We start from the raw sequence: 20,949 nt of genomic DNA, 5'->3' as shown, positions 1-20,949 counted from the left end.
TCGACCCGCAAAATCGATGATGGTAGCGTCGTCCATGATGGTGGTGCTCCTTTGGATGGTGGCTTGTGTCGCAACAACAAACCAACCAGATGCACCGCCGTCATTCAAACCGCCCAGACACCAGATTCAGCCATAACTCCCAGCTGCCTTGGCAGAAGCTCGCAAAGTGGTTGCTGATCTACCTGACGGGGGCGGCAAATCCCTGCGGGATTTGACCCTCGATGCAGGTGCCGATGCGCAAGTCTACCGTGCGCTTCTACACCTGATGCGCAAGGGGGAACTGCGCTGCATCGCCCATGAAATCATCAACCCGCAGTCGATCGTGATCCGCACCGACTGCTGATCCTTCGAATTCAGAAAATTGCCTGACCCGAGCGAATGCATCGCCCGGGACTGGCCTTCCTATGCCTCTTACCAACCAAGATTGGACAAACAATGATGACCACTGCCGACCGTATCCTGCTGACCTTCGATATCGATAAGCTCCATCTTTATAAGATGGACGACTATGAATGGAGCTTCGCCTATCAGTCCAATGGGACTGTGACCTTTGCTGGTATCGCAGATCCTTACCGCAAGGTGACCTATGATGTCGGCACCCTGAACCGGATGAATGGTGCCGGTAAGATCGAGATGGTGCCTTACGGACTTCTTCCGCAGGAAATGCGCCCGAAAACGTTCCAGTGCGATTTCGATACGACCATGGCTGGTCTGGATCCAAAAACCAGACAGCGCGCGAACATGCGGGAAGCAATGGTGCTGGCCTATGAGGACCTCTACGCACGCGGAGTGTTCAAGGCTATCGACGAGCAGATTGCCGAGGCGATGCCTCAGATCCGAGATGCCGCAGCCGAACTCCTCGCGGAGTTCGATCTGGAATACAAAGCCAAGCTGCGCGATTGGAAAGCAGGCACGGGGCGAAAGCCCCAAAGCAAAAACACCGTTGCATTTCCTGATAGCGTATCAGCTCGGCAACTTCGCACATGGGTGTCTGCCTATCGCAATGGCGGAAAGCGTGCCCTCGTGGACAATTGCAAGAACCGCGGCAACGTCAACAGTTTCTTCACTGCGGAAGAAATCGGTCTGATGGCGAAAGTCATCAACGAGGAGTACCTGACGCTTCAGCTTAAAACGATCAAGATCGTTGCTGAACATGTGAAGGTCGAGTTTGCGGCGGTTAACAAGGCACGGGCTGAAAACGGCGAAGCCCCACTGCGGGTACCCAGCAATGAAGCTGTGCGCAAGTTCATCAAGCGCATGAACAAGTTCCATGTTCTTGTTGCACGATTTGGCCAGCAGGAGGCCATGAATCGCATGCGTCCCACCAGCATGGGAGTGCAGGTTTCGCGCCCTCTTGAGCGTGTCGAGATGGATGAATGCAAGATTGACCTGCTGACACTTCTCGCAAAGAGCGGGCTCCTTGCGATGTTTGCGCCTGAAGATCGGGAGCGGCTTGGTCTCGGCGACAAGAAGCGTCGTTGGTGGCTGATCATGGCGATCGATTGCCGGACACGGTGCATTCTGGGCATGGTACTGACCGCCAATCCCAATTCTGTGGGGACGCTCAAATGCCTGCGCATGATCGTCAGCGATAAGGGGCAGTTTGCGGATAAAGTCGGTGCGCTCGCGCCGTGGTCGATGTTCGGCACTCCGGAATCGATTTTCGTCGACAACGGCAGCGGTTTGGCGTCGGCCTTGGTCACCGATGCCTGCGCTGATCTGGGCACCCAAAAGGTTCAGACAATTGCGGGTATGGCCTCCATGCGGTCCCAGGTCGAGGGAATCTTTAACACGCTCTCAGTCGGCCTGTTCCCGCGGCTGTCTGGACGAACGTTTGGAAACGTGGTCGAACGTGCAAAGCATCCTGCGGAGAAACGAACCTGCCACAGTGTGGATACACTGGCCAATGTACTGGTTCGATACATTGTAGATGTGTATCACAACACGCCCCATCAGGGGCTCGGTGGTCGCACGCCCTTGCAGCAATGAGAAACAGATCTCGCTGAAGGCAATTATCCTTTGATGCCGGCGCCTTCGCTCCGGAAGAAGCGGATCGCACTTGGACTGCCGACCAAACGGCACGTGCGTAAGGACGGCATCGTCGTGATGAACGTCCGGTATCAATCCGAAACCCTTGCGGAATGGTTCCTGGCGAACGGTGATAAGATCGTGGAGGTTCGCTGGTTCGATGAGAACATCGGATCAATCGAGGTCAATCTCGATGGCCGATGGTACGAGATCCCATCCTTGTCTTCCGTCGTTCAGGATGTAGATGCCACCACTTGGGCAGCCACCCGCCGTGCGCTTGCAGCAAAGGACCGCAAGCGCAAAGCTTGGGAAGAAGATGTCGTCGCAAAGGCTTTGGCAGACATCCGCGCGATCAATGCTGATCGCATGGCGGCGTATCACATCATGGATCACGGATGGACTGCCGAGGCACTCGCAGAGCAAACCGCGCATGCGAAGTCGACTTTTGAAATCATCAAGAACCGGGAAAAGACCAGCCAAACTGACGATGGCTACGGCAAGTCGATCACGCCCAGCAAGCCGGAGCGTCCATCAAAGGCCAAAGACGCCCTTGAGAATGCGCCGAAGCAAGCGCCTGCACAACGCAAATGGAACATCGTCGACTGAAACCCCAGAAATCTAGGAGAATGAAATGACACATCCCACGACCGAGATTGCCCAAATCATGCGCAAACTGCGTAACCGCCACGTCCAGACCGAACGGGATCAAGAGCTTCAAGCCGCCCTGCACAGTCTTTTCGAAGTTGGAGAGGATGGCATGATGACAGCTGAGCCCGTCCGCTTCACGGCAGGTCAAGAGACGAATGGCATTACTCTCATCGAGGGAGCCGGGGGTGGGAAGACCACCGCCATCTTCAAAGTCTTGGAAGACTTCGCCCCTCTTGCTGAAAATCCGGCGACTGGCGCGTCTCGCCGGGTATATGTCAAGGTCGAAGCACCAGCCACTTTGCGAAGTGTCGGTGCCACGTTTTTGCGCCAGCTTGGCATCGATCATGTGTCTGATCGGACCAAGGTCTATGACATCTGGAATATGGTCAGAACACGTCTTCAGATCATGGGCATCAGCCTTGTTTGGATCGATGAGGCGCAGGACCTCTTTCGATCGACCACGGCAGCAGAGACGGACACAGTGTTCCGGATGTTGAAGGGGCTCATGCAGGGCGAGAACCCGGTTGTTCTGATCCTTAGCGGAACAGAGCGGCTTGGGGAGATGACTGGCATTGATCCTCAGGTCGACCGTCGGTTCCTGAAGATCCGGCCCACGGACCTCGCATTCGGCTCAGACAATGAAATGGTCATGATGCTTGTTGAAAGCTATGCCAAATTGGCAGGGCTGCGCGTGAACATTGAGGCCGACGTGATCAATCGATTGATCTACGGTGCGCGCTATCGGTTCGGGCGGGTTATCGTGAACTTGGTCGAGGCAATCGAAGTGGCTCTCTTGGAAGGCAGTGAAGCACTGACCGTGGATCATTTCGCTTCCGCGTGGGCGCGTCGGGAAGGATGTGAGATTACCCATAACGTGTTCTGGCAGGAGGACTTCACATCGATTGATATTGGCCTCGACGCCTGGCGCCAGATGCCGTCCGAGACGCCCGGAAAGAAAACCCGCGGGCGCAAAAAGGCTGCATGATCATGACATTATTGCCTGTCCTGTCCCCTCTTGAAGACGAGAGCCTCACGTCTTTCCTCAACCGGGTCGCAGCCTTTCATTTTGGAATTGGTGTGCGTGAGTTCCTGTCCAGCATCGAGCTGTCCCAGCAGAGCGTTTTGTATCCGGATGACGAGGCCCTTGATCGGATTGCGCGTTTAACGGGAACGTCAGTAGACCATCTGAAATCGATGACATTTCTGCGCGAGGGCGCACGCATGCGCAGCTTTCGCGGTCAAATCGTTCATGCGGAATTTGGCAATCTGAACGCGACCAGTTTCTGTCCGGCATGTCTTCTGGAAGACGGGCAGTGCGGTAGTGCGTCTCAACGTCGGCGCGTGGGGCGATCTATTTGGCAGATCGAGCCGGTTCGGCAGTGTCCCAAATACGGGCTTGTGTTGCATCGCCGCGGCAACACCAGCCACTCAGAAAAGTTCCAACTCATGGATGAGGTGGCGCCAAATGATGAAGAGTTGCAGCATATGGTAGATAGTGCCATGCATCTTCCGATTTCTGGTCTGTCGGATTGGGTGCTGTCGCGACTTCGAGGTGAAAAGGGGCCTGAATGGCTCGATTGTCAGCCCATCGATCTCGCGGCACGCGCATGCGAGATGCTTGGAGTTATCCTGTCCGTTGGAACCCACGTCAACCTTCGAAAAATCACCTCCGCGCAGTGGGCAAAGGCCGGGCATTTGGGCTTTGGCTATGCTTCTCGCGGAGAGCAGGGCATCCGGGAAGCGCTCGACCTTGCGTACCAAGATTTTACATCCAAAGAGATCAATGGGGGACCGCAACAGGTTCTTGGTCGACTTTATCAATGGCTGCAGTTCAGCAAGAACGACAAACCGTTTGGCCCAATCCGCGAAGTTGTTCGTGATTTCATTTTGGACCACTTTGCCATTGCGAAAGGCACGGAACTCTTGGGCCGGCCTGTCGAACGTCAACGAGTGCATACTGCCCATTCCCTGGCCCGAAAAACCGGCCAACATTCCAAGACCGTAAATCGCGCTATGGTTTTGGCGGGTGTCATGCGCGGCGATCCAGAAAAGGTGTCGGGAACTCGCGTTTTTGACGCGGAGATGGGCGAAGCGCTGATGTCGCGTATCCGCAACTCAATCCCGATTAAGCATCTGCCAAACTATCTCAATTGCAATCGAGTTCAGGCCGAACAACTGACACGCACTGGGATCATCCCAAGCCTGGTCCAGAATGATGGCAATCTGACAGGTGTTTTGAAGAACGTGGCGTTAGAGGATGCCGACACCTTTCTGAAAAAGCTGACGGCACGTGCGGTAAGGGTCCAGGTACCGTCCGACGGTGTCATGGATATTGTGTCAGCAGCGGAAGCTGCGCGCTGGCCGGTTATCGATATCGTTCGTGGTCTCCTTGGCGGCGTGTTCGAGACGGTCGAAGTTGTTGATCCTGATTTGAAGTTCAAAGGCATCTTGATTGATCCCACAGAAGTGCGTGCAGTTCTGACCCGCGAAAAGGCGGAAGGACGTGTGGAGCTTGAGGAAGCGGCCCGGATCATTGGAATGCCCCCTCACGGGCTGTCCGCGTTGGCTCGGATGCGCAAACCGTGCGGGGCGGCATATGTTACCGAGCACTTCGTGGAGAACTCGAAGGGCAAACGCATTCGGCTCTTTGCTTTAGAGGAGCTGCTTCAGTTTCGGAAGGAGCATATTTCCCTGACGGAGATCGCACAGACGGAGCACTTCTCGACCAAGGTGATGAAAATGAAGATGGACGGTCGCGGAATCGAACCGGTTGCCCCGAAGTACGAACTGGGGCGCATCTGGTACCGGCGGGAAAACTGCCGTCTCCAATGACGTGACACCGCATCAACTTGATCAAACAGCCGCCTTCGGGCGGCTTTTTTTGTTTTTTTACAAGAATTTATGGAAAATATAGACCTTGTCGAATGGAAGTATACTCGTATCGGCGTTTACAGAAATCCTATATTTTAAAGGAGTTTGGAGCAAACGATGGAAACTTACCCCTTGGTTTCTCACCCGCCTCAGTCGCGTGCTGCAATGCAGATCTGGCGCTGTTCGCCCAAGCCTTCGATGCTGATGACCATTTCGTCGCCCTCGCGCAGGTAGACCTGCGGCTTTTGCCCCATGCCCACACCCGGAGGCGTTCCGGTGGCGATCACGTCTCCCGGATAGAGCGTCATGAACTGCGAAAGGTGCGAGATCACGGTGGCGACCGAGAAATGCATCGTGCGGGTCGAGCCATCCTGCATGCTCTGACCGTTGACCGAAAGCGACATGGCAAGGTTCTGCGGATCGGGCACTTCGTCTGCCGTGACGAGCCATGGGCCCATGGGCGCGAAGGTGTCGTGTGATTTGCCTTTGACCCACTGACCCGAGCGGTGAAGCTGGAAGTCGCGTTCGCTCACGTCGTTGAGGATGCAATAGCCCGCGACATGTGAGAGAGCATCCGCCTCGGACACGTATTTCGCGCGGGTGCCGATGACCACGCCCAGTTCCACTTCCCAGTCGGTCTTGGTCGATCCGCGCGGGATTTCAACCGCGTCATTCGGGCCGCAGATCGAAGAGGTCGCTTTGAAGAACACGATCGGTTCCTCGGGCAGCGCCATATTCGCTTCTGCCGCGTGGTCTGCATAGTTGAGACCGATCGCGATCAGCTTGCCGACCGCGCCGACGCATGCGCCGATCCGGGGCTGACCGGCGACAACGGGAAGGTCGTTTGGATCAAGGCTGCGCATGTTTTCGAGCGCTGCCGGAGACAAGGTCGCCCCTGTGATGTCATTGATCCGGCTGGACAGGTCGCGGATCTGTCCGTCTGCATCCAGAAGTCCGGGTTTCTCTGCACCAAGCTCTCCGAAACGCAGCAACTTCATCTGATGTCCTCTCCAAATTTGTCTGCCCGCACAGAGCCAGCGATGGGGTCGGAAGTCCAGAGATCTCCGCAAAAAGGTGGCGGTCCGATCCCGGTCAATGGAGCGAATCGTAATGTGACTTCAATACAGACACATGCGTGTCGAATGCAGGTTTTTTCCGATTCCACCGCGCGAGGTGGCTTTGAACCGCTTAATTTGGCTGAACTTTCTGCCAAACCCGTCAACGCCATGGTTTCCGTCTTGGCATGTCCTGCGTATACTCGCGCCAAAGAACAGCACGGAATGGGCGTGCGACCAGAGGGATGTATGACGATGATACGGTCTGAGTTGATTCAAAAGATTGCCGATGACAATCCGCATTTGTACCAGCGTGATGTCGAACGGATCGTGAATACCATTTTTGAAGAGATCATCGACGCGATGGCGCGGGGCGACCGGGTCGAACTGCGCGGCTTTGGCGCTTTCTCGGTCAAGAAGCGCGATTCCCGCACTGGACGGAACCCGCGCACCGGCGAGGCGGTTGAAGTGGAAGAAAAGCACGTGCCGTTTTTCAAGACTGGCAAGTTGCTTCGGGACAGATTGAACGGAAAGTAAGGACTGATGCGATACATCCGCTATGCATTTCTCGCGGCACTGGCCATTGTGCTGGTGTCCGTCGCACTCGCCAACCGTGGCATGGTGATGCTGCAGCTTCTGCCTTCGGGACTGTCCGAAATGGCGGGGATGAACCGATCCATCGAACTGCCGATGTTCATCGTGATCTTCGGGAGCATTATTGCCGGCCTGCTGATCGGGTTCGTCTGGGAATGGCTGCGTGAGCACAAGCACCGTGCGGCCGCCTCTCAGCGCCAGACAGAGGTCAAGCGGCTTGAGCGCGAACTGCGCCGGACCAAGGCGGAGCGTGACAAGGACAAGGACGAGGTTCTGGCGCTTCTCGACGAGGCGAGCTGAGCCGGTCGATGACCCCAGGTATTCGGACAAAAATCTGCGGGCTGACCCGGCCTGAAGACGTGCATGCCTGTGCGACGGCAGGTGCGACCTATATCGGTCTGAACTTCTTTCCCAAAAGCCCCCGCTACCTTTCATTCGAGGCCGCCCGTGATCTTGCGGTCGAAGCGCCGATCGGGCTTGCCAAGGTTGGTCTTGTGGTGAACGCCGAGGATGGGTTTCTGGATGATCTCATGGCGCAGGTCCCATTGGATTTCATTCAATTGCACGGCAGCGAAAGCCCGAAACGCGTGAGCGAGGTTCGGGCGCGATATGGTCTGCCGATCATCAAGGCCGTGGGTGTGGCAGATGAAGAGGATGTGGCCGCATTGGACCTTTATGCCGAGGTGGCGGACCAGATCCTTGTTGATGCAAAACCACCCAAAAACGCGGTGCTGCCGGGAGGCAATGGTGTGTCCTTCGACTGGCGGCTGATCTCGGCACGCCGTTGGCCCAAACCTTGGTTGCTGGCGGGAGGTTTGACGCCGGATAACGTCGCCGAGGCGATTGCGTTGACCGGGACCCATCAGGTGGATGTGTCGTCCGGGGTGGAATCTGCACCCGGCGTCAAGGATGCCGGCTTTATCCGGGATTTCATCGCGGCAACGCGCATGCCCGTGCGGCTCTAGCAGGTCGGGAATAGGGATTTTCCGAAAAACGGAAAATCTGGGGCGCTGCCCCAGACCCCGAAGTGTTTTCAAACCAGAGAAGACGAAAGATCAGGCGCCTGTGCCGACGGCTTCGGCGACAGTTGCATAGCCATCACGTTTGAGAAGCGCATCAAGTCCCTCGGCGATCTGTGGCACAAGACCCAAACCGTGATAGACCAGTGCCGAATAAAGCTGCACGGCCGACGCCCCGGCCTTGATCTTGTCATAGGCGTCTTTTGCAGAGGCAACGCCGCCCACTCCGATGATGGGCAGCTTTCCTTCAGTGGCGCGGTAGAGCTGGGCAAGCACGCGGGTGGATTTCTCGAACAGCGGCTGGCCGGACAATCCACCTTTTTCGTCGCGATGTCTGGAGGTCAGCCCGTAGCGGTCAAGCGTCGTGTTTGTCGCGATCAGGCCGTCGATGCCCGAGGTCAATGCCACCTCGGCCACATCCGCAATTTCCCCATCCGTCAGATCGGGCGCGATCTTGAGGAAGATCGGTATCGGACGGTCCAGCGCCGCGTTGGTGGACATGACCCCGGCCAGCAGCGCGGACAGTGCGTCCTTGCCCTGCAGATCGCGCAGTTTCTCGGTATTGGGCGAGCTGACATTCACCGTCGCAAAGTCCAGATGCGCCGCGCAAGTGGCCAGCACGGTGGCGAAATCGGCGGCGCGGTTCTCGCTATTCTTGTTGGCGCCGAGATTGAGACCGATGATGGTGTTGCGCGGGCGTTCGCTCAGACGGGCGGCAATGGCCTGCATGCCGTCATTGTTGAACCCGAAGCGGTTGATCACCGCGCGGTCTTCGGACAGGCGGAAGAGGCGCGGTTTCGGATTGCCGGGCTGTGGGCGCGGGGTTGCGGCGCCGACCTCGATGAAGCCAAACCCGGCACGGGACAGGGGCCGCAGCGCGGTTGCGTTCTTGTCGAATCCAGCGGCAAGACCGACCGGGTTGGCAAGCGCCATACCGGCGAGACTTGTGCGCAGCCGCGTGCTCGTCACCGTTCCTGCGGTTGGCGAGAGGCCGAGCCGCAGCGCGGTCAACGCCATGCCATGGGCGGTTTCAGGGTCGAACCGGTGCAGAAGGCGCAGCCCGGCCTGTTCCAGCAGGCTCATGCAAGATCGTCCGGAAATTCATGCCATTCGCCGTTGCAAGGCAGGGGCTTGGCCCAGACCACATCTGCCAATCGGAGCGGCCCGTAGAGATGCGGGAACAATGCGCCGCCGCGTGAGGGTTCCCAGCGCAGGTCGCCTGCCATCGCGGTTTCGTCATAGGCCAGAAGCATCAACCCATCCCGACCGGCGAAATGCTTGACCGCTGTTTCACGCACCTGTTCGGCGGTCGAGAAATGCACATAGCCGTCGGTCACGTCTATCGGCGCGCCGGAGGTTTCGCCATCGGCCTGCAGGGCGAGCCATTCGTCAGTGAGGAGGATTTTATAGATCATGCGAATGGATGTGCCGTTTGCGGGCCCTCGCGTCAAGCACTGTCATTTGCCCGTTCGCTTTGCGCGGTATCGGCAAATGCGCATGTGTCCCTAGGGTAAGTTTTGACTCCCCCCGCAAGGCGATGCACGATTGCACCATAACAAACCGACAGAGGGGACTCACATGTCTTATCGACTTCTTTCAAGTGCCGCAGCATTGGCGTTGACCGCTGGTGTGGCACAGGCCGATTACACGCTCCACGTTATTCACATCAACGATTTGCACAGCCGTATTGAACCGATCAACCGTTTCGATTCCACCTGTTCCGCCGAGGATAATGCCGAGGGCAAATGCTTTGGCGGCGTCGCGCGGGTCAAGACGATGATCGACCAGTTGCGCGCCGAACTCGACGGGCAGAATGTGATCGTGGTGGATGCGGGCGACCAGTATCAGGGCTCGCTCATGTACACGACTTATAAGGGTGATGTCGAAGCCGAGATGATGGAGAAGATCGGGTTCGACGTTATGGCTGTCGGCAACCACGAATTCGACGATGGCGATGAAGGTCTGCTCAAGCTGATCGACAACGTGTCCTTCCCGGTCATTTCCGGCAACCTCGATGTGAGCCGGTCGAACATTCTGGCCGAGAAGGTTCAGAACCACGTGGTGCTCGAAGTGGGCGGTCAGAAGATTGGAATCGTGTCCGCGCTGGCGACCGACACCGTGGAAACCTCGTCGCCTTCGGAAGCCGTGATCTTTCAGGACGAGATCGACAGCATCGCGGCGGATGTCGAGACCTTGACCGCAGAAGGTGTGAATAAGATCATCGCGCTGACACATGTTGGCTTGCCGAAGGACCTTGAGATTGCTGCAGCGGTTCCAGGACTGGATGCCGTTGTGGGCGGCCACAGCCACACTTACTTGTCCGCAACCGATCCTGACCGTCAGGGTGCCTACCCGACCTTTGCCAGCCAGGAAGACGGCACATTGGTGCCCGTGGTGCAGGCCTATGCCTATTCCAAATATGTCGGCCATCTGGTTCTGAACTTCGACGATGAAGGTAACCTGACCTATGCGTCGGGTGACACGATCCTGCTGGACGCGTCGGTTGAGGAAGACGCCGAAATCGTTGCTCGCGTGGCCGAACTGGCTGGCCCCATCGAAGAGATGAAGACCCGCGTTGTCGCCGAGGCGGCAGAGGCCATCGAAGGCAGCCGCGATGTCTGCCGCGCGATGGAATGCCCGATGGGCAACCTTGTGGCCGACGCGATGCTCGACCGTGTGAAGGATCAGGGCGTCCAGATCGCCATTCAGAACGGGGGTGGTCTGCGTGCCTCCATTGACGCGGGCGAGGTCACCATGGGTGAGGTTCTCACTGTGCTGCCGTTCCAGAACACGCTGTCGACCTTCGAGGTGACGGGTGCGCAGATCCTTGCAGCGCTTGAGAACGGAGTAAGCCAGGTCGAAGAGGGCGCAGGCCGTTTCCCGCAGGTGGCGGGCATGAGCTTTACCGTCGATCTGACGCAGGCTCCGGGCAGCCGCATCTCCAACGTCATGGTGGGCGATGCTCCGCTTGACCCAGAGGCCTCCTATGGTGAGGTGTCCAACAACTATGTTCGCAACGGTGGTGATGGCTACCGGATGTTCCGCGACGCGATGAATGCCTATGACTACGGTCCCGATCTGGCAGACGTCACAGCGGAATTCCTCGCCAAGGTGGGGCCGTAGCAGCCCTACACGGATGGTCGGATCACCGTGAACAAGTAAGACCGGGAGGGGCCGGGCCCTTGTGTCCGGCCCACACCGACCATGTGTGGACGTTTCGCCCTGACCCTGCCGCATGATGCGATGGCGCAGCTGTTTGATGCGGTGCCGTCGAACGCGTTGCCCGACCTTCCCAATTACAACATCTGTCCGACGAACCTTGTCCACGCGGTGCATGTGCTTGAAGGGCAAAGGCGGCTCGTTGCGATGCGCTGGGGGTTTCTGCCGCATTGGTACAAGACGGAAAACGGAGGACCGCTGCTGATCAATGCGCGGGCCGAGACAATCGCGGAAAAGCCCGCCTTCAAAGCTGCCTGCCGCGAGCGGCGCTGTCTGATCCCGGCGACCGGGTTTTTTGAATGGACCAAAGATGAAGATGGAAACCGCCTGCCGTGGTACATTCATCCGGCCGATGCCGAACTTTTGGTCTTTGCCGGGGTCTGGCAGGATTGGGAGCGCGATGGCGTCGCACATCGCACCTGCGCCATCGTCACGACCGGCGCAAATGAGCGGATGTCGGCCATTCATCATCGCCAGCCCGTGACGCTGCGCCCCGAGGACTGGGCGCTTTGGCTGGGCGAGGCGGGGCATGGGGCGGCGACTTTGATGCAGGCGGTCCCCGAGGATGCGATGGACTTCTACCGTGTTGATCGGCGCGTGAATTCGAACCGTGCTTCGGGACGTGAATTGATTGAACCGATAGAGGGTTGAACAGGGTTTTCCCCGCCGCGAGGACGCAGTAGCGTGGCGCCGATCTGGGAGGTCCACATGTCCAACGCCAATATCGAAGCAACCCTTGCAGCTTTGCGCGAACTCTTGGGAGACCGCCTGTCCACGGGGCCGTCCATCCTGGATCAGCACAGCCATGACGAGGCCTATACGCGACCTGTTTTGCCTGACGCGGTTGCGTTCCCCGAGACCACGGATGAGGTGTCCCAGATCCTCAAGACCTGTTCCCAGTACGGATGTCCGGTGATCCCGTATGGGATCGGATCGTCGCTTGAAGGACATATAGTACCCATTCATGGCGGGATCACCGTCGATACGAGCCGGATGAACAAGGTGCTTCGGATCAACGAAAGCGATCTTGACGCGGTGGTGGAACCGGGCGTGACGCGGGTGCAATTGAACGAGGCGCTGCGCGCGACCGGGCTCATGTTCACCGTGGACCCGGGCGCTGATGCCACCTTGGGCGGTATGGCGGCGACGCGGGCGTCTGGCACCAACACAGTGCGCTATGGCACGATGGCAGACAATGTGCTGGCGTTGGAAGTGGTCTTGCCGGATGGGCAGATCATCGAAACTGGCAGCCGGGCGCGGAAGTCCTCGACGGGATATGACCTGACGCATCTTTTTGTCGGGTCGGAAGGCACGCTGGGCATCATCACCAAGCTGACGGTCAAGCTGCGCGGTCAGCCCGAACATGTGGCGGCGGCGACCTGCGCCTTTCCGGACATTGAAAGTGCTGTGGACACGGTGATCCTCGCGATCCAGATGGGGATCCCGATGGCCCGGATCGAATTGCTGGACGAAGTGCAGATGAAGGGTATGAACATCTACAACCCAGACATGGGGTTGCCGGAAGTGCCGCATCTCTTCCTCGAATTCCACGGATCGGAGGCAGGGGTGGCCGAGCAGGTGGCGAGTTTTTCCGCGCTCGTGGACGACCATGGCGGGTCGGATTTCCAATGGGCCACCAAGACCGAAGATCGCAACCGGCTCTGGCAGGCGCGGCACAACGCATATTATGCGGGTCGGTCGCTGCGACCGGGGGCAAACGGAGTGATCACCGATTGCTGTGTGCCGATCTCAGCCTTGTCCGAATGTCTGATGCGGGCCAAGGATTTGGCGGCCAAGTCGGGTTTTCTTGCGCCGATCGTCGGGCATGTGGGGGACGGCAACTTTCACCTGCTGATCCTTGTCGATCCCGAAAGCGAGGATGAACTGACGCGGGCGAAGGCTCTTGTCGAAGCGGTCAATATCCTGGCGCTGGAATTCGGCGGCACCGTGAGCGGTGAACATGGCATTGGTGCGGGCAAGCGCAAATATCTGGTGCAGGAACATGGCGCGGCTTATGCGCTGATGGCAACGCTGAAGAGGGCGATTGATCCGGGCAATATCATGAACCCCGGCAAGCTCGTGACGTTGAACTGAGCGCGGGTGATGATGCGTCGACGCATCCTTGCTTTCCGTTGACGGAAAGCGGAGGCGCTGCCCCCGTCGCCCCGTGGGCGACTCCCCCGAAGTATTTCTGAACCAGAGAAGCTTGAGAGGGTCAGCCTTTCACGGCGCCTGCTGTGAGGCCAGACACGATCTGGCGCTGGAAGAACATGATCAGCAGAAACAGCGGTGCGGTGGTCGAGACGACGGCGGCGACGGCGAACATCACGTTGCCCTTGGTCTGAGTTGTGCCAAGGAAAGACGCGATCTTGGGCACCATAGTCTGGTTCTGTTTGTCGAGGATCATCGCGGTCACGGCGAAGTCGTTATAGGCCAGCAGGAAGCTGAACAGCCCAGTGGTGATCACGCCGGGCCACATGACCGGGATGATCACATGGCGGAAGGCCTGAAAGCGGGTGCAGCCGTCCACCATAGCGGATTCGTCGAGATCCTGCGGGATGTTCTTGAAGAAGGAATGCAGCATCCAGAGCGTGAAGGGCTGGTTGATCGCCACCAGCACGATGATGGCGGTGGGCAGGTAGCCCCAGATGTTCCACTGGAAGAACACGGGCAGGTAGCCCGAGACCAGCGTGATCGGTGGCATGGCGCGGAAGATGAGCGCGATCAGCAGGAACCAGAACGCGTAGCGATAGGTGGACCGTGCGAGCGCATAGCCCCCGAGCGTTCCCAGTGTCAGCGAGATGGTCACGACGAAGAGGCAGACCAGCGTGGAATTCCAAGCGGCTTTCCAGAACTCTTCCTGCACCCAAGCGCCGGAATAGCCTTGCGTGGTGAAGGCATCGCCGGTCTCGCGGGTGGTCATCTCGCCGGTCAGGACATTGGTCCAGTCGGCCAGGGAGAAGAAATCGCCTTCGACCTTGAACGACCCCCAGAGTGTCCAGAAGAACGGGAAAGCGGCCGCGATCATCCATGTGATGAGGATGATCACGAGGATCGCCTGAAGGGCGGCGGGGCGTTTCTGGGCCTGGTTCGCCATGGTCGTCCTCCTCAGGCCGCTTTGCCGTAGTCGCGATAGGTGCGGATCAACACCGGTGACAGCAGGATGGCCACGCCGATGATGGTCAGCACCGAGGTCGCGGCCGCGGAACTGAGCTGCTGTGTCTCGCCACCAAGATCGTTGTAGATCGTCCAACTGAGCGAGGTCGCATGGGCGCTCGCATTGAAGCTCACGATGGGCTCGAACACCCGGAAATTGTCCATCAATTGCATCAGCGCGATGAAGGTGGTCAGCGGCAGAAGATGCGGGATAACGACATGTCGGATCTGCTGCCACCGGCTTGCGCCATCGATGCGGGCGGCTTCAAGCGTGTCGGTGTTCACGGTTTGCAGGCCGGCGTAGTAGACGATGAAGGCGAAGGGTGCAGAGTGCCAGACACCATAGACCATCAGCATCGCCCACATCAGTCCGGTGTCGGCTTTGACGGATAGGCTCGGGTCATCGGCAAGCCAGCGGAGTGCTGTGCCAAGGATGCCGCGCGCATCGACCATCCAGAACAGGATGAGCGAACCAATCAGCGGTGTGACCATCATCGGCAGCAGCGAGAAAAAGATCAGCGGGCCACGAATGACGCGGGCGGCGCTGTTGACGGCAACCGCGATGATGAAGCCAAAGATGATCGTCAGCGGCGTGACCACAAAGGTAAAGGTCAGGGTAAAGCCTAGGGCCTTGTAGAAGGGCAGGTTCATCAGCTTGCCAATGAAATCGCCAATACTTGTGCTTTGCTCCCAAAGCGGGCCGATCTGGGCGGTCGCCAGGTGGTTGCGGTCCTTGTAGATTTCCAGACCGGCGAAGCGACCCAGCGGCTGTTCTTCGCGCAGCGCAGCGGTCGCCTCCTGGTCGATGGCGGTGGCCTTTGTGCAGCCAAAGGGGCCGCAGTTTTCCACCTCGATGATGACCTGCTCATGCGCCGCGTGCAGCGACTGGACCACCACGGACACGATCGGGAAGAAGATGAACAGCAGCATGGCGACTGCCGAGGGCAGGACAAACCAGAAAAAGGCGCTGTGTTTCATCGGAGCTTTCCCTGAGCTTGGGGCAAACAGGAGAGGTCGGGGGCGGACCAAACCACCCCCGTGGGTCAGGCTTGTGTCAGTTGACGAAGCCCTTTTCGCGCGCGGCGGTCATGTAGGCGTCTTCGATGTCCGACAGCGCCTGCTCTGCGCTTTCCTTGCCTTGCAGGAAGTCGGCAATGTTGTCGCCAAGGGCTGTGTGCAACAGTCCGTGATGCGGCAACATCGGGTAGGGGGTTGTCTGCATCGAGATGGCCGAGAACACGCCTTCGTTGACGGGTGCGGGCTGGTAGCCTTCGATCATCCAGACCGCCTGACCCATGGTCTCGTCGTTCAGGATCGCCGGGCTGATGCCGTGCTTCATCGCTTTGAATGTCGCTTCCGCGTCTGCATCGCTGACGTTCTTGGCGATGGTCCAGCCGTCCCACCACAGGGTCGAGGCGGGTGAATTTCCACCTGCAACAGTCATCGGGCCGCCAACGGTGGTGTTCTCGTACACCTCTGGCGTGGAGCCTTCGGCATCCATCAACACGCCGGTCCGTGACCCCCACATGTTCATCAGAGCGACGTTGCCTGCTTCCCATTCCGCGCTGGTGGCGTTGGAATCGTGGGTCAGGTAGTCGGGGTTCATGTAGGCGCTGAGCGATTTCAGCATCTCAAGCGTGGCGACACCGGCCGGGTTTTTGATCGAGACCTGTGCGGTGCCCGGTTCGTAGAACTCGCCGCCATGGCCGATATACATGTTCACGAATTCCTGCGCGAGGTTCCAGCCTGCCATATACGCGCCGCCCAGTGGGTATTCGAGGATGCCTTCGGCGCGGATTTTTTCGGCTGCGGCCAACATATCTTCATAGGTCTTTGGCGGCTCCATCCCGATCTGTTCGAGGATGTCCTTGCGGTAGACAAGGTGCTGTGCGTTCGCCATGAAGGCCACGGCCATCACCTGACCGTTGATGGTAATCAACTGGTTCTTCGGGATGTCCTGACCAAAAGCGGCGACAAGATCGTCCAGCGGGCGGATCACGTCTTCATTGACCAGCGCGACAATCGACGAGTTGGCCACGATGGCGGTGGTGTACTCTGCCGGGTTGCCCTGCATGCCGGCAAGGTTGATCTTCTGGTGGTCGGCGGTGAGGTTGGCCTTGGCCTCGCTCAGGCCGGCACAGTCCTGCGCGTTGCGCGCAACGGTCTGGATCGCCGGGAATTCGTTGCCGATGATGCTCAGACGGCCTTCGGTGATGCCGCAATCGGCAGCTAGGCTCGCGGTCGCACTGGCCGCGACAAGGAACGAGCCTGTCATCAGGATGTGTCTAAGGTTCATTTTGGTCTCCCTGTGTGTCTGGATGCGCGGTTCTGGTCGCATCTCTGTTTCCCGGATGAGCCGGGACTCTCTGGTCGGTCAGCCGTCGATGCGTTGGCCTGTCTCGGTCGAAAACAGGTGGCAGATCTCGGGCGGGACATGGATCGAAACCGGTTCCCCGATTTCGGCCCGAAAGGTCTTGTCGGCCTTGACGGCGACAAGGGCAGAGCCGATGCGCACCGATATCATCGTGGCATCACCCAATAGTTCGAGTGTGTAGATCGGGGCGGTGATTTGACCGTCGCCCGCGGGCGCGAGCGAGGCATCCTCGGCGCGAAAGCCCAGCGTGGTCTTGCCATTGGCGGCGGACAATCCGGAAATGCGGGTGTCGCGGGCGGTGAAGAGGCCGTCATGGCTGTCCCCCTCGATCAGGTTCATGGCGGGGCTGCCGATGAAGCTGGCGACGAAGATATTGGCGGGGCGGTCATAAATCTCGGTCGGGCTGCCAACCTGTTGAACGATGCCCTTTTCCATGACGACCACGCGGTCGGCCAAGGTCATCGCTTCGATCTGGTCATGGGTCACGTAGATCGTCGTGACGGCGAGTTCATGGCTCAGGTTCTTGATCTGGGCGCGGGTGCTGACCCGCAACTTGGCGTCGAGGTTCGACAGCGGCTCGTCCATCAGGAACACGTTGGGTTCGCGCACGATGGCGCGGGCCAGCGCCACGCGCTGGCGTTGACCACCCGACAGTTCTGCAGGCTTGCGATGCAGGAAATCGTCAAGCTCGACCATGGCGCTGGCACGGCGCACCTTGGCGTCATGTGTGGAAGGGTCAATGCCGCGCACCTTGAGCGGGAAGCGGATGTTCTCGTAGACGTTCATGTTCGGGTAGAGCGCGTAGGACTGAAAGACCATCGCCACATCCCGGTCCTTGGGGTCGAGATTGTTCACCACCTTGCCGTCGATGGCTATCTCGCCTTCGGTGATGTCTTCGAGTCCCGCAATCATCCGCATGGTCGTGGTCTTGCCGCAGCCCGAAGGGCCGAGCAGGACAAGGAACTCCTTGTCGGCAATGGTCAGGTTGAAATTGTCGACGGCGACGAAGCTGCCCCAGCGTTTGTTGACGTTCCTGAGCTGGATTTCCGCCATGACTTCCCCCTGCGCAAAGATAGAATTTGCGGTCGACCACCCCACCAAGCCATAGGGTTCACGGTTTGGCAAGACTTCTTTGCAAACGTGTGCAAAAAATCAAAACAGGGTCGGCACGCATCCAAAATCACGAGGGATCCACGGGACACGCTGCACAGTATCAGCGAAGAACGCAGCGTCACGACCGCTTTGTCGTAGCGTCGGACTGTCTTGTTTTGTCCAAATATCCGCTAAACAACAGGGCCTGACGCGCCTGAGCGCAGGTGGACTGACACGAGGGAGGGGACACCATGACGTTTGCGAGTTTCGAGGACCGCGACGCGATCGAGAATGAGATGCCATGGGCAGACCGGGATGTGCCGGCGACGCTTTATGGCCAGTTGAGCAAGACGGCGGCTGCGTTCCCAAATCGCCCGGCTGCCAGTTTCCAGTTGCTTTCAGGGCCGAAGGACAAGGCAGAAACGCTGACATGGTCCGAACTGCGGTCGCGCACTGTTCAGGCAGCGAACCTGTTCCGCAAGCTGGGCGTCGGCGAAACCGACGTGGTCGCCTATGTGCTGCCCAACAGCACCGAAACCATCGTCACCCTTTTGGGCGGTGCGATTGCCGGGATCTCCAATCCCATCAACCCGCTTCTGGAACCGGAACAGATTGCGGCCATTCTGCGGGAAACGAACGCCAAGGTGGTTGTCACGCTCAAGGCGTTTCCCAAGACTGATGTTCCCCAAAAGGTGGCTGAAGCCTGCCGCCATGCGCCGAATGTGCACACGGTGCTCGAGGTTGATCTGAACCGCTACCTCACGCCGCCCAAGTCATGGATCGTTCCCTTGGTGCGGCCCAAAAACCCCGGCGGGCATCATGCCGATGTGCTGAGTTTCACCGCCGAGCTGAAAAAGCAGAACATCACTTTGGATTTTGCGGACAGCGCCGGTGATCGGGTCGCGGCGTATTTCCACACCGGCGGCACCACCGGCATGCCCAAGGTGGCGCAGCACAAGTACTCCGGGATGATCTACAACGGGTGGCTGGGCAACAAGCTTCTGTTCACCGAGCAGGACAGCATCATGTGCCCGCTGCCTCTGTTCCACGTCTTTGCCTGCCACGTGATCCTGATGGCCTCGGTCGTGTCAGGGGCGCATACAGTATTCCCGACGCCGCAGGGCTATCGCGGAGAAGGCGTGTTCGACAATTTCTGGAAACTGTGCGAGCGTTGGAAAACCACCTTCGTGATCACCGTGCCCACCGCCATGTCCGCGATGATGCAGCGTCCGGTCGATGCCGATATCTCGACCATCAAAACGGCGTTTTCCGGCTCGTCTCCGCTGCCGCTGGAACTGTTCCACCGGTTCGAGAAAGCCTGCGGCGTGCGCGTGGTCGAAGGCTATGGCCTGACCGAGGCGACCTGTCTTGTGGCCTGCAACCCGCCGGATGGGGAAAAGAAAGTCGGATCGGTCGGGATTCCCTTCCCCTATACGGATGTGAAGATCCTAACGCAGAAAAACGGCGGCGTCGTGGAATGCGGCGCGGATGAGATCGGAGAGATTTGTGTTTCGAATCCCGGCGTCTTTGCCGGACACACCTATACAGAAGAGGCCAAGAACGCCGATCTGTTCCACTTCGGCACTCATCTGCGCACCGGTGATCTGGGCCGGATCGACGCGGATGGCTATCTCTGGATCACCGGGCGGGCAAAAGACCTGATCATTCGGGGCGGGCACAATATCGACCCCGCCGAGATCGAAGAAGCCCTTTTGGCGCATCCCGCCGTGGCCTTTGCCGGTGCCATCGGTCAGCCTGACGCGCATGCAGGTGAACTGCCCTGTGCCTTTGTCGAACTGGTGGATGGTGCCAGTGTCACGGAGCAGGAACTCATGGAGCATTGTTCGGTGCATGTCCATGAACGCGCGGCCATCCCGAAGCACATGACGATCCTAGACGAGTTGCCCAAGACGGCGGTGGGAAAGGTGTTCAAGCCTGATCTGCGCAAGCATGCCATCACGCGGGTGTTCAACGCCGCATTGGACGAGGCCGGTTGCCCGGCGCGTGTGGTCTCGGTGGTGGACGACAAGACCCTTGGGCTGGTGGCGCAGGTGGATTTGCACGGGGCGGCGTCCGAGGATGTGGGCCACGTGCTGGGTAACTTTGCGAACCGGTGGGAGGCTGCGGCCTGAGGCGGTTTCGGAACGGCTTTGCCGATCCGACGGGCGCGCGCCTTCGGCGCGCGTTTTGCGTATTTGGAAAGAGAAGAAGACGGCAGCCGAATTGGGGTGTTTAGCGGCTTGACGACAGTGGATGTCGGCATGCGATGCTTGCCGAATGAGACCCGCACCTCCAATCCTGGACGACATCCAAGCTGCGTTGAATGTGCTGCCGGACACTGCGCGTCTTGTGCTGGTTCGCCTGCGGGAGGCGATCTTTGAGGTGGCAAGCACCATACAGAACGCTGGCCAAGTGACGGAAACGCTCAAATGGGGACAGCCGTCTTATGCGGTTGCGACAGGCACGCCGCTGCGTTTGGGCATCACCAAAACGGGCGGTCCGGCCACATTCGTACATTGCCAGACAACAGTTGTGGCAGACGAGCGACTGGGGCTTGAGCCTGACCTGCCAAGTTCGACAGCAAATCGTCTAAGTGATTGATATTGTTATGGCCAGGTCTGCCATTGTGTGACTACCGAGAAGGGATCAAGCGGGTTTTGGTATATCGAGGGTGTAGAAGAGCTCCAATTGTTCCGGGGTGATTGTAGAAAGGGCGTTGAGGGTGCGCTCGCCAATTGTGGACGTATGGCGCGGGATGCGTTCGAGCAAATCGAGTGCGGTGCGCGGGCTTGCGCTGTGACCCTTGGCCTTCAGGCGCATGCGCATGACGCGATAGAGGACGAGCGCGAGGAAACAGATCATGGCGTGAGCGCGGATGCGATCGGGCAGCCGG

Annotated in this window: 20 protein-coding genes and 1 pseudogene; 13 read left to right on the top strand and 8 right to left on the bottom strand. The window is 58.8% G+C overall.

What is annotated here, in order from left to right; all coding sequences use genetic code 11:
* Positions 1-166: 166 nt before the first annotated feature.
* The 5 genes from JJ869_RS13800 (at position 167) to JJ869_RS13780 (ending at position 5,508) form a co-directional block, all read left to right on the top strand.
* Complete coding sequence (locus tag JJ869_RS13800; protein WP_292267936.1) at positions 167-343, top strand: hypothetical protein; 177 nt, start codon at positions 167-169, stop codon at positions 341-343.
* A gap of 95 nt (positions 344-438) precedes the next feature.
* Positions 439-1,989, top strand: coding sequence for a transposase family protein (locus tag JJ869_RS13795; protein ID WP_292267935.1), 1,551 nt, complete (start codon positions 439-441; stop codon positions 1,987-1,989).
* 33 nt (positions 1,990-2,022) lie between these two features.
* Positions 2,023-2,634 carry a Mu transposase C-terminal domain-containing protein gene (locus tag JJ869_RS13790; RefSeq protein WP_292267934.1) on the top strand — a complete coding sequence of 204 codons (612 nt, stop codon included), beginning with the start codon at positions 2,023-2,025 and terminating at the stop codon, positions 2,632-2,634.
* Positions 2,635-2,659: 25 nt separating this feature from the next.
* A complete protein-coding gene (locus tag JJ869_RS13785) occupies positions 2,660-3,661 on the top strand; it encodes a TniB family NTP-binding protein (protein ID WP_292267933.1) in 1,002 nt (333 codons plus the stop codon).
* A complete protein-coding gene (locus tag JJ869_RS13780) occupies positions 3,658-5,508 on the top strand; it encodes a TniQ family protein (RefSeq protein ID WP_292267932.1) in 1,851 nt (616 codons plus the stop codon). The genes JJ869_RS13785 and JJ869_RS13780 overlap by 4 nt, the downstream gene beginning before the upstream one ends.
* A gap of 188 nt (positions 5,509-5,696) precedes the next feature.
* On the opposite strand, the gene JJ869_RS13775 is transcribed toward JJ869_RS13780, so the two are convergent.
* Positions 5,697-6,545 carry a fumarylacetoacetate hydrolase family protein gene (locus JJ869_RS13775; protein ID WP_292267931.1) on the bottom strand — a complete coding sequence of 283 codons (849 nt, stop codon included), beginning with the start codon at positions 6,543-6,545 and terminating at the stop codon, positions 5,697-5,699.
* 312 nt (positions 6,546-6,857) lie between these two features.
* Between JJ869_RS13775 and ihfB the strand changes: the two genes are divergently transcribed.
* From ihfB to JJ869_RS13760, 3 genes are read left to right on the top strand one after another with little or no spacing between them, the layout of a single operon-like run.
* Entirely contained in the window at positions 6,858-7,139 is a 282-nt protein-coding gene (gene ihfB / locus JJ869_RS13770; protein ID WP_292267937.1) for an integration host factor subunit beta, read from the top strand.
* A gap of 6 nt (positions 7,140-7,145) precedes the next feature.
* Entirely contained in the window at positions 7,146-7,496 is a 351-nt protein-coding gene (locus JJ869_RS13765) for a LapA family protein (RefSeq protein ID WP_292267930.1), read from the top strand.
* A gap of 8 nt (positions 7,497-7,504) precedes the next feature.
* Positions 7,505-8,161: a phosphoribosylanthranilate isomerase gene (locus JJ869_RS13760; RefSeq protein WP_292267929.1), complete on the top strand. Its 657-nt coding sequence runs from the start codon at positions 7,505-7,507 to the stop codon at positions 8,159-8,161.
* Positions 8,162-8,251: 90 nt separating this feature from the next.
* On the opposite strand, the gene JJ869_RS13755 is transcribed toward JJ869_RS13760, so the two are convergent.
* Positions 8,252-9,298: a quinone-dependent dihydroorotate dehydrogenase gene (locus JJ869_RS13755; protein WP_292267928.1), complete on the bottom strand. Its 1,047-nt coding sequence runs from the start codon at positions 9,296-9,298 to the stop codon at positions 8,252-8,254.
* Positions 9,295-9,630 carry a DUF952 domain-containing protein gene (locus tag JJ869_RS13750; RefSeq protein ID WP_292267927.1) on the bottom strand — a complete coding sequence of 112 codons (336 nt, stop codon included), beginning with the start codon at positions 9,628-9,630 and terminating at the stop codon, positions 9,295-9,297. The genes JJ869_RS13755 and JJ869_RS13750 overlap by 4 nt, the downstream gene beginning before the upstream one ends.
* 163 nt (positions 9,631-9,793) lie before the next feature.
* Between JJ869_RS13750 and JJ869_RS13745 the strand changes: the two genes are divergently transcribed.
* The 3 genes from JJ869_RS13745 to JJ869_RS13735 all read left to right on the top strand — a co-directional run bounded on the left by JJ869_RS13745 (position 9,794) and on the right by JJ869_RS13735 (position 13,528).
* On the top strand, positions 9,794-11,338 hold the full coding sequence (locus JJ869_RS13745) for a bifunctional metallophosphatase/5'-nucleotidase (RefSeq protein WP_292267926.1): 1,545 nt from the start codon (positions 9,794-9,796) through the stop codon (positions 11,336-11,338).
* 81 nt (positions 11,339-11,419) lie between these two features.
* Positions 11,420-12,085, top strand: coding sequence for an SOS response-associated peptidase (locus JJ869_RS13740; protein WP_292267925.1), 666 nt, complete (start codon positions 11,420-11,422; stop codon positions 12,083-12,085).
* Positions 12,086-12,142: 57 nt separating this feature from the next.
* Positions 12,143-13,528, top strand: a complete 1,386-nt coding sequence (locus JJ869_RS13735; protein WP_292267924.1) for an FAD-linked oxidase C-terminal domain-containing protein — start codon at positions 12,143-12,145, stop codon at positions 13,526-13,528.
* 121 nt (positions 13,529-13,649) lie between these two features.
* Here the strand turns inward: JJ869_RS13735 and JJ869_RS13730 are convergent, their stop codons facing one another.
* From JJ869_RS13730 to ugpC, 4 genes are all read right to left on the bottom strand, one after another.
* A complete protein-coding gene (locus JJ869_RS13730) occupies positions 13,650-14,531 on the bottom strand; it encodes a carbohydrate ABC transporter permease (protein WP_292267923.1) in 882 nt (293 codons plus the stop codon).
* An 11-nt stretch (positions 14,532-14,542) separates the two neighbouring features.
* Positions 14,543-15,568 (bottom strand): sugar ABC transporter permease, encoded by a 1,026-nt coding sequence (locus JJ869_RS13725; protein WP_292267922.1) that lies wholly within the window; start codon positions 15,566-15,568, stop codon positions 14,543-14,545.
* Positions 15,569-15,644: 76 nt separating this feature from the next.
* The gene (locus tag JJ869_RS13720) at positions 15,645-16,886 is read right to left on the bottom strand and encodes an extracellular solute-binding protein (protein WP_292267920.1); all 1,242 of its coding nucleotides are present in this window, start codon (positions 16,884-16,886) and stop codon (positions 15,645-15,647) included.
* Between the two features lie 78 nt (positions 16,887-16,964).
* Positions 16,965-18,017, bottom strand: a complete 1,053-nt coding sequence (ugpC, locus tag JJ869_RS13715) for a sn-glycerol-3-phosphate ABC transporter ATP-binding protein UgpC (RefSeq protein ID WP_292267919.1) — start codon at positions 18,015-18,017, stop codon at positions 16,965-16,967.
* 290 nt (positions 18,018-18,307) lie between these two features.
* On the opposite strand from ugpC, the gene JJ869_RS13710 reads away from it, so the two are divergent.
* Together JJ869_RS13710 and JJ869_RS13705 are read left to right on the top strand one after the other, a co-directional pair.
* Complete coding sequence (locus JJ869_RS13710) at positions 18,308-20,188, top strand: acyl-CoA synthetase (protein ID WP_292267918.1); 1,881 nt, start codon at positions 18,308-18,310, stop codon at positions 20,186-20,188.
* Between the two features lie 145 nt (positions 20,189-20,333).
* Positions 20,334-20,657, top strand: a complete 324-nt coding sequence (locus JJ869_RS13705) for a hypothetical protein (RefSeq protein ID WP_292267916.1) — start codon at positions 20,334-20,336, stop codon at positions 20,655-20,657.
* 45 nt (positions 20,658-20,702) lie between these two features.
* Here the strand turns inward: JJ869_RS13705 and JJ869_RS13700 are convergent.
* A pseudogene (locus JJ869_RS13700) lies at positions 20,703-20,949 on the bottom strand (IS1634 family transposase); the annotation flags it as partial.

Origin of the sequence: Marivita sp. (assembly GCF_017643905.1) — a bacterium.
Classification (GTDB): domain Bacteria; phylum Pseudomonadota; class Alphaproteobacteria; order Rhodobacterales; family Rhodobacteraceae; genus Marivita.
The sequence above is the reverse complement of the archived record's forward strand: the minus strand, read 5'-3'. Positions and strand labels throughout refer to the sequence as shown.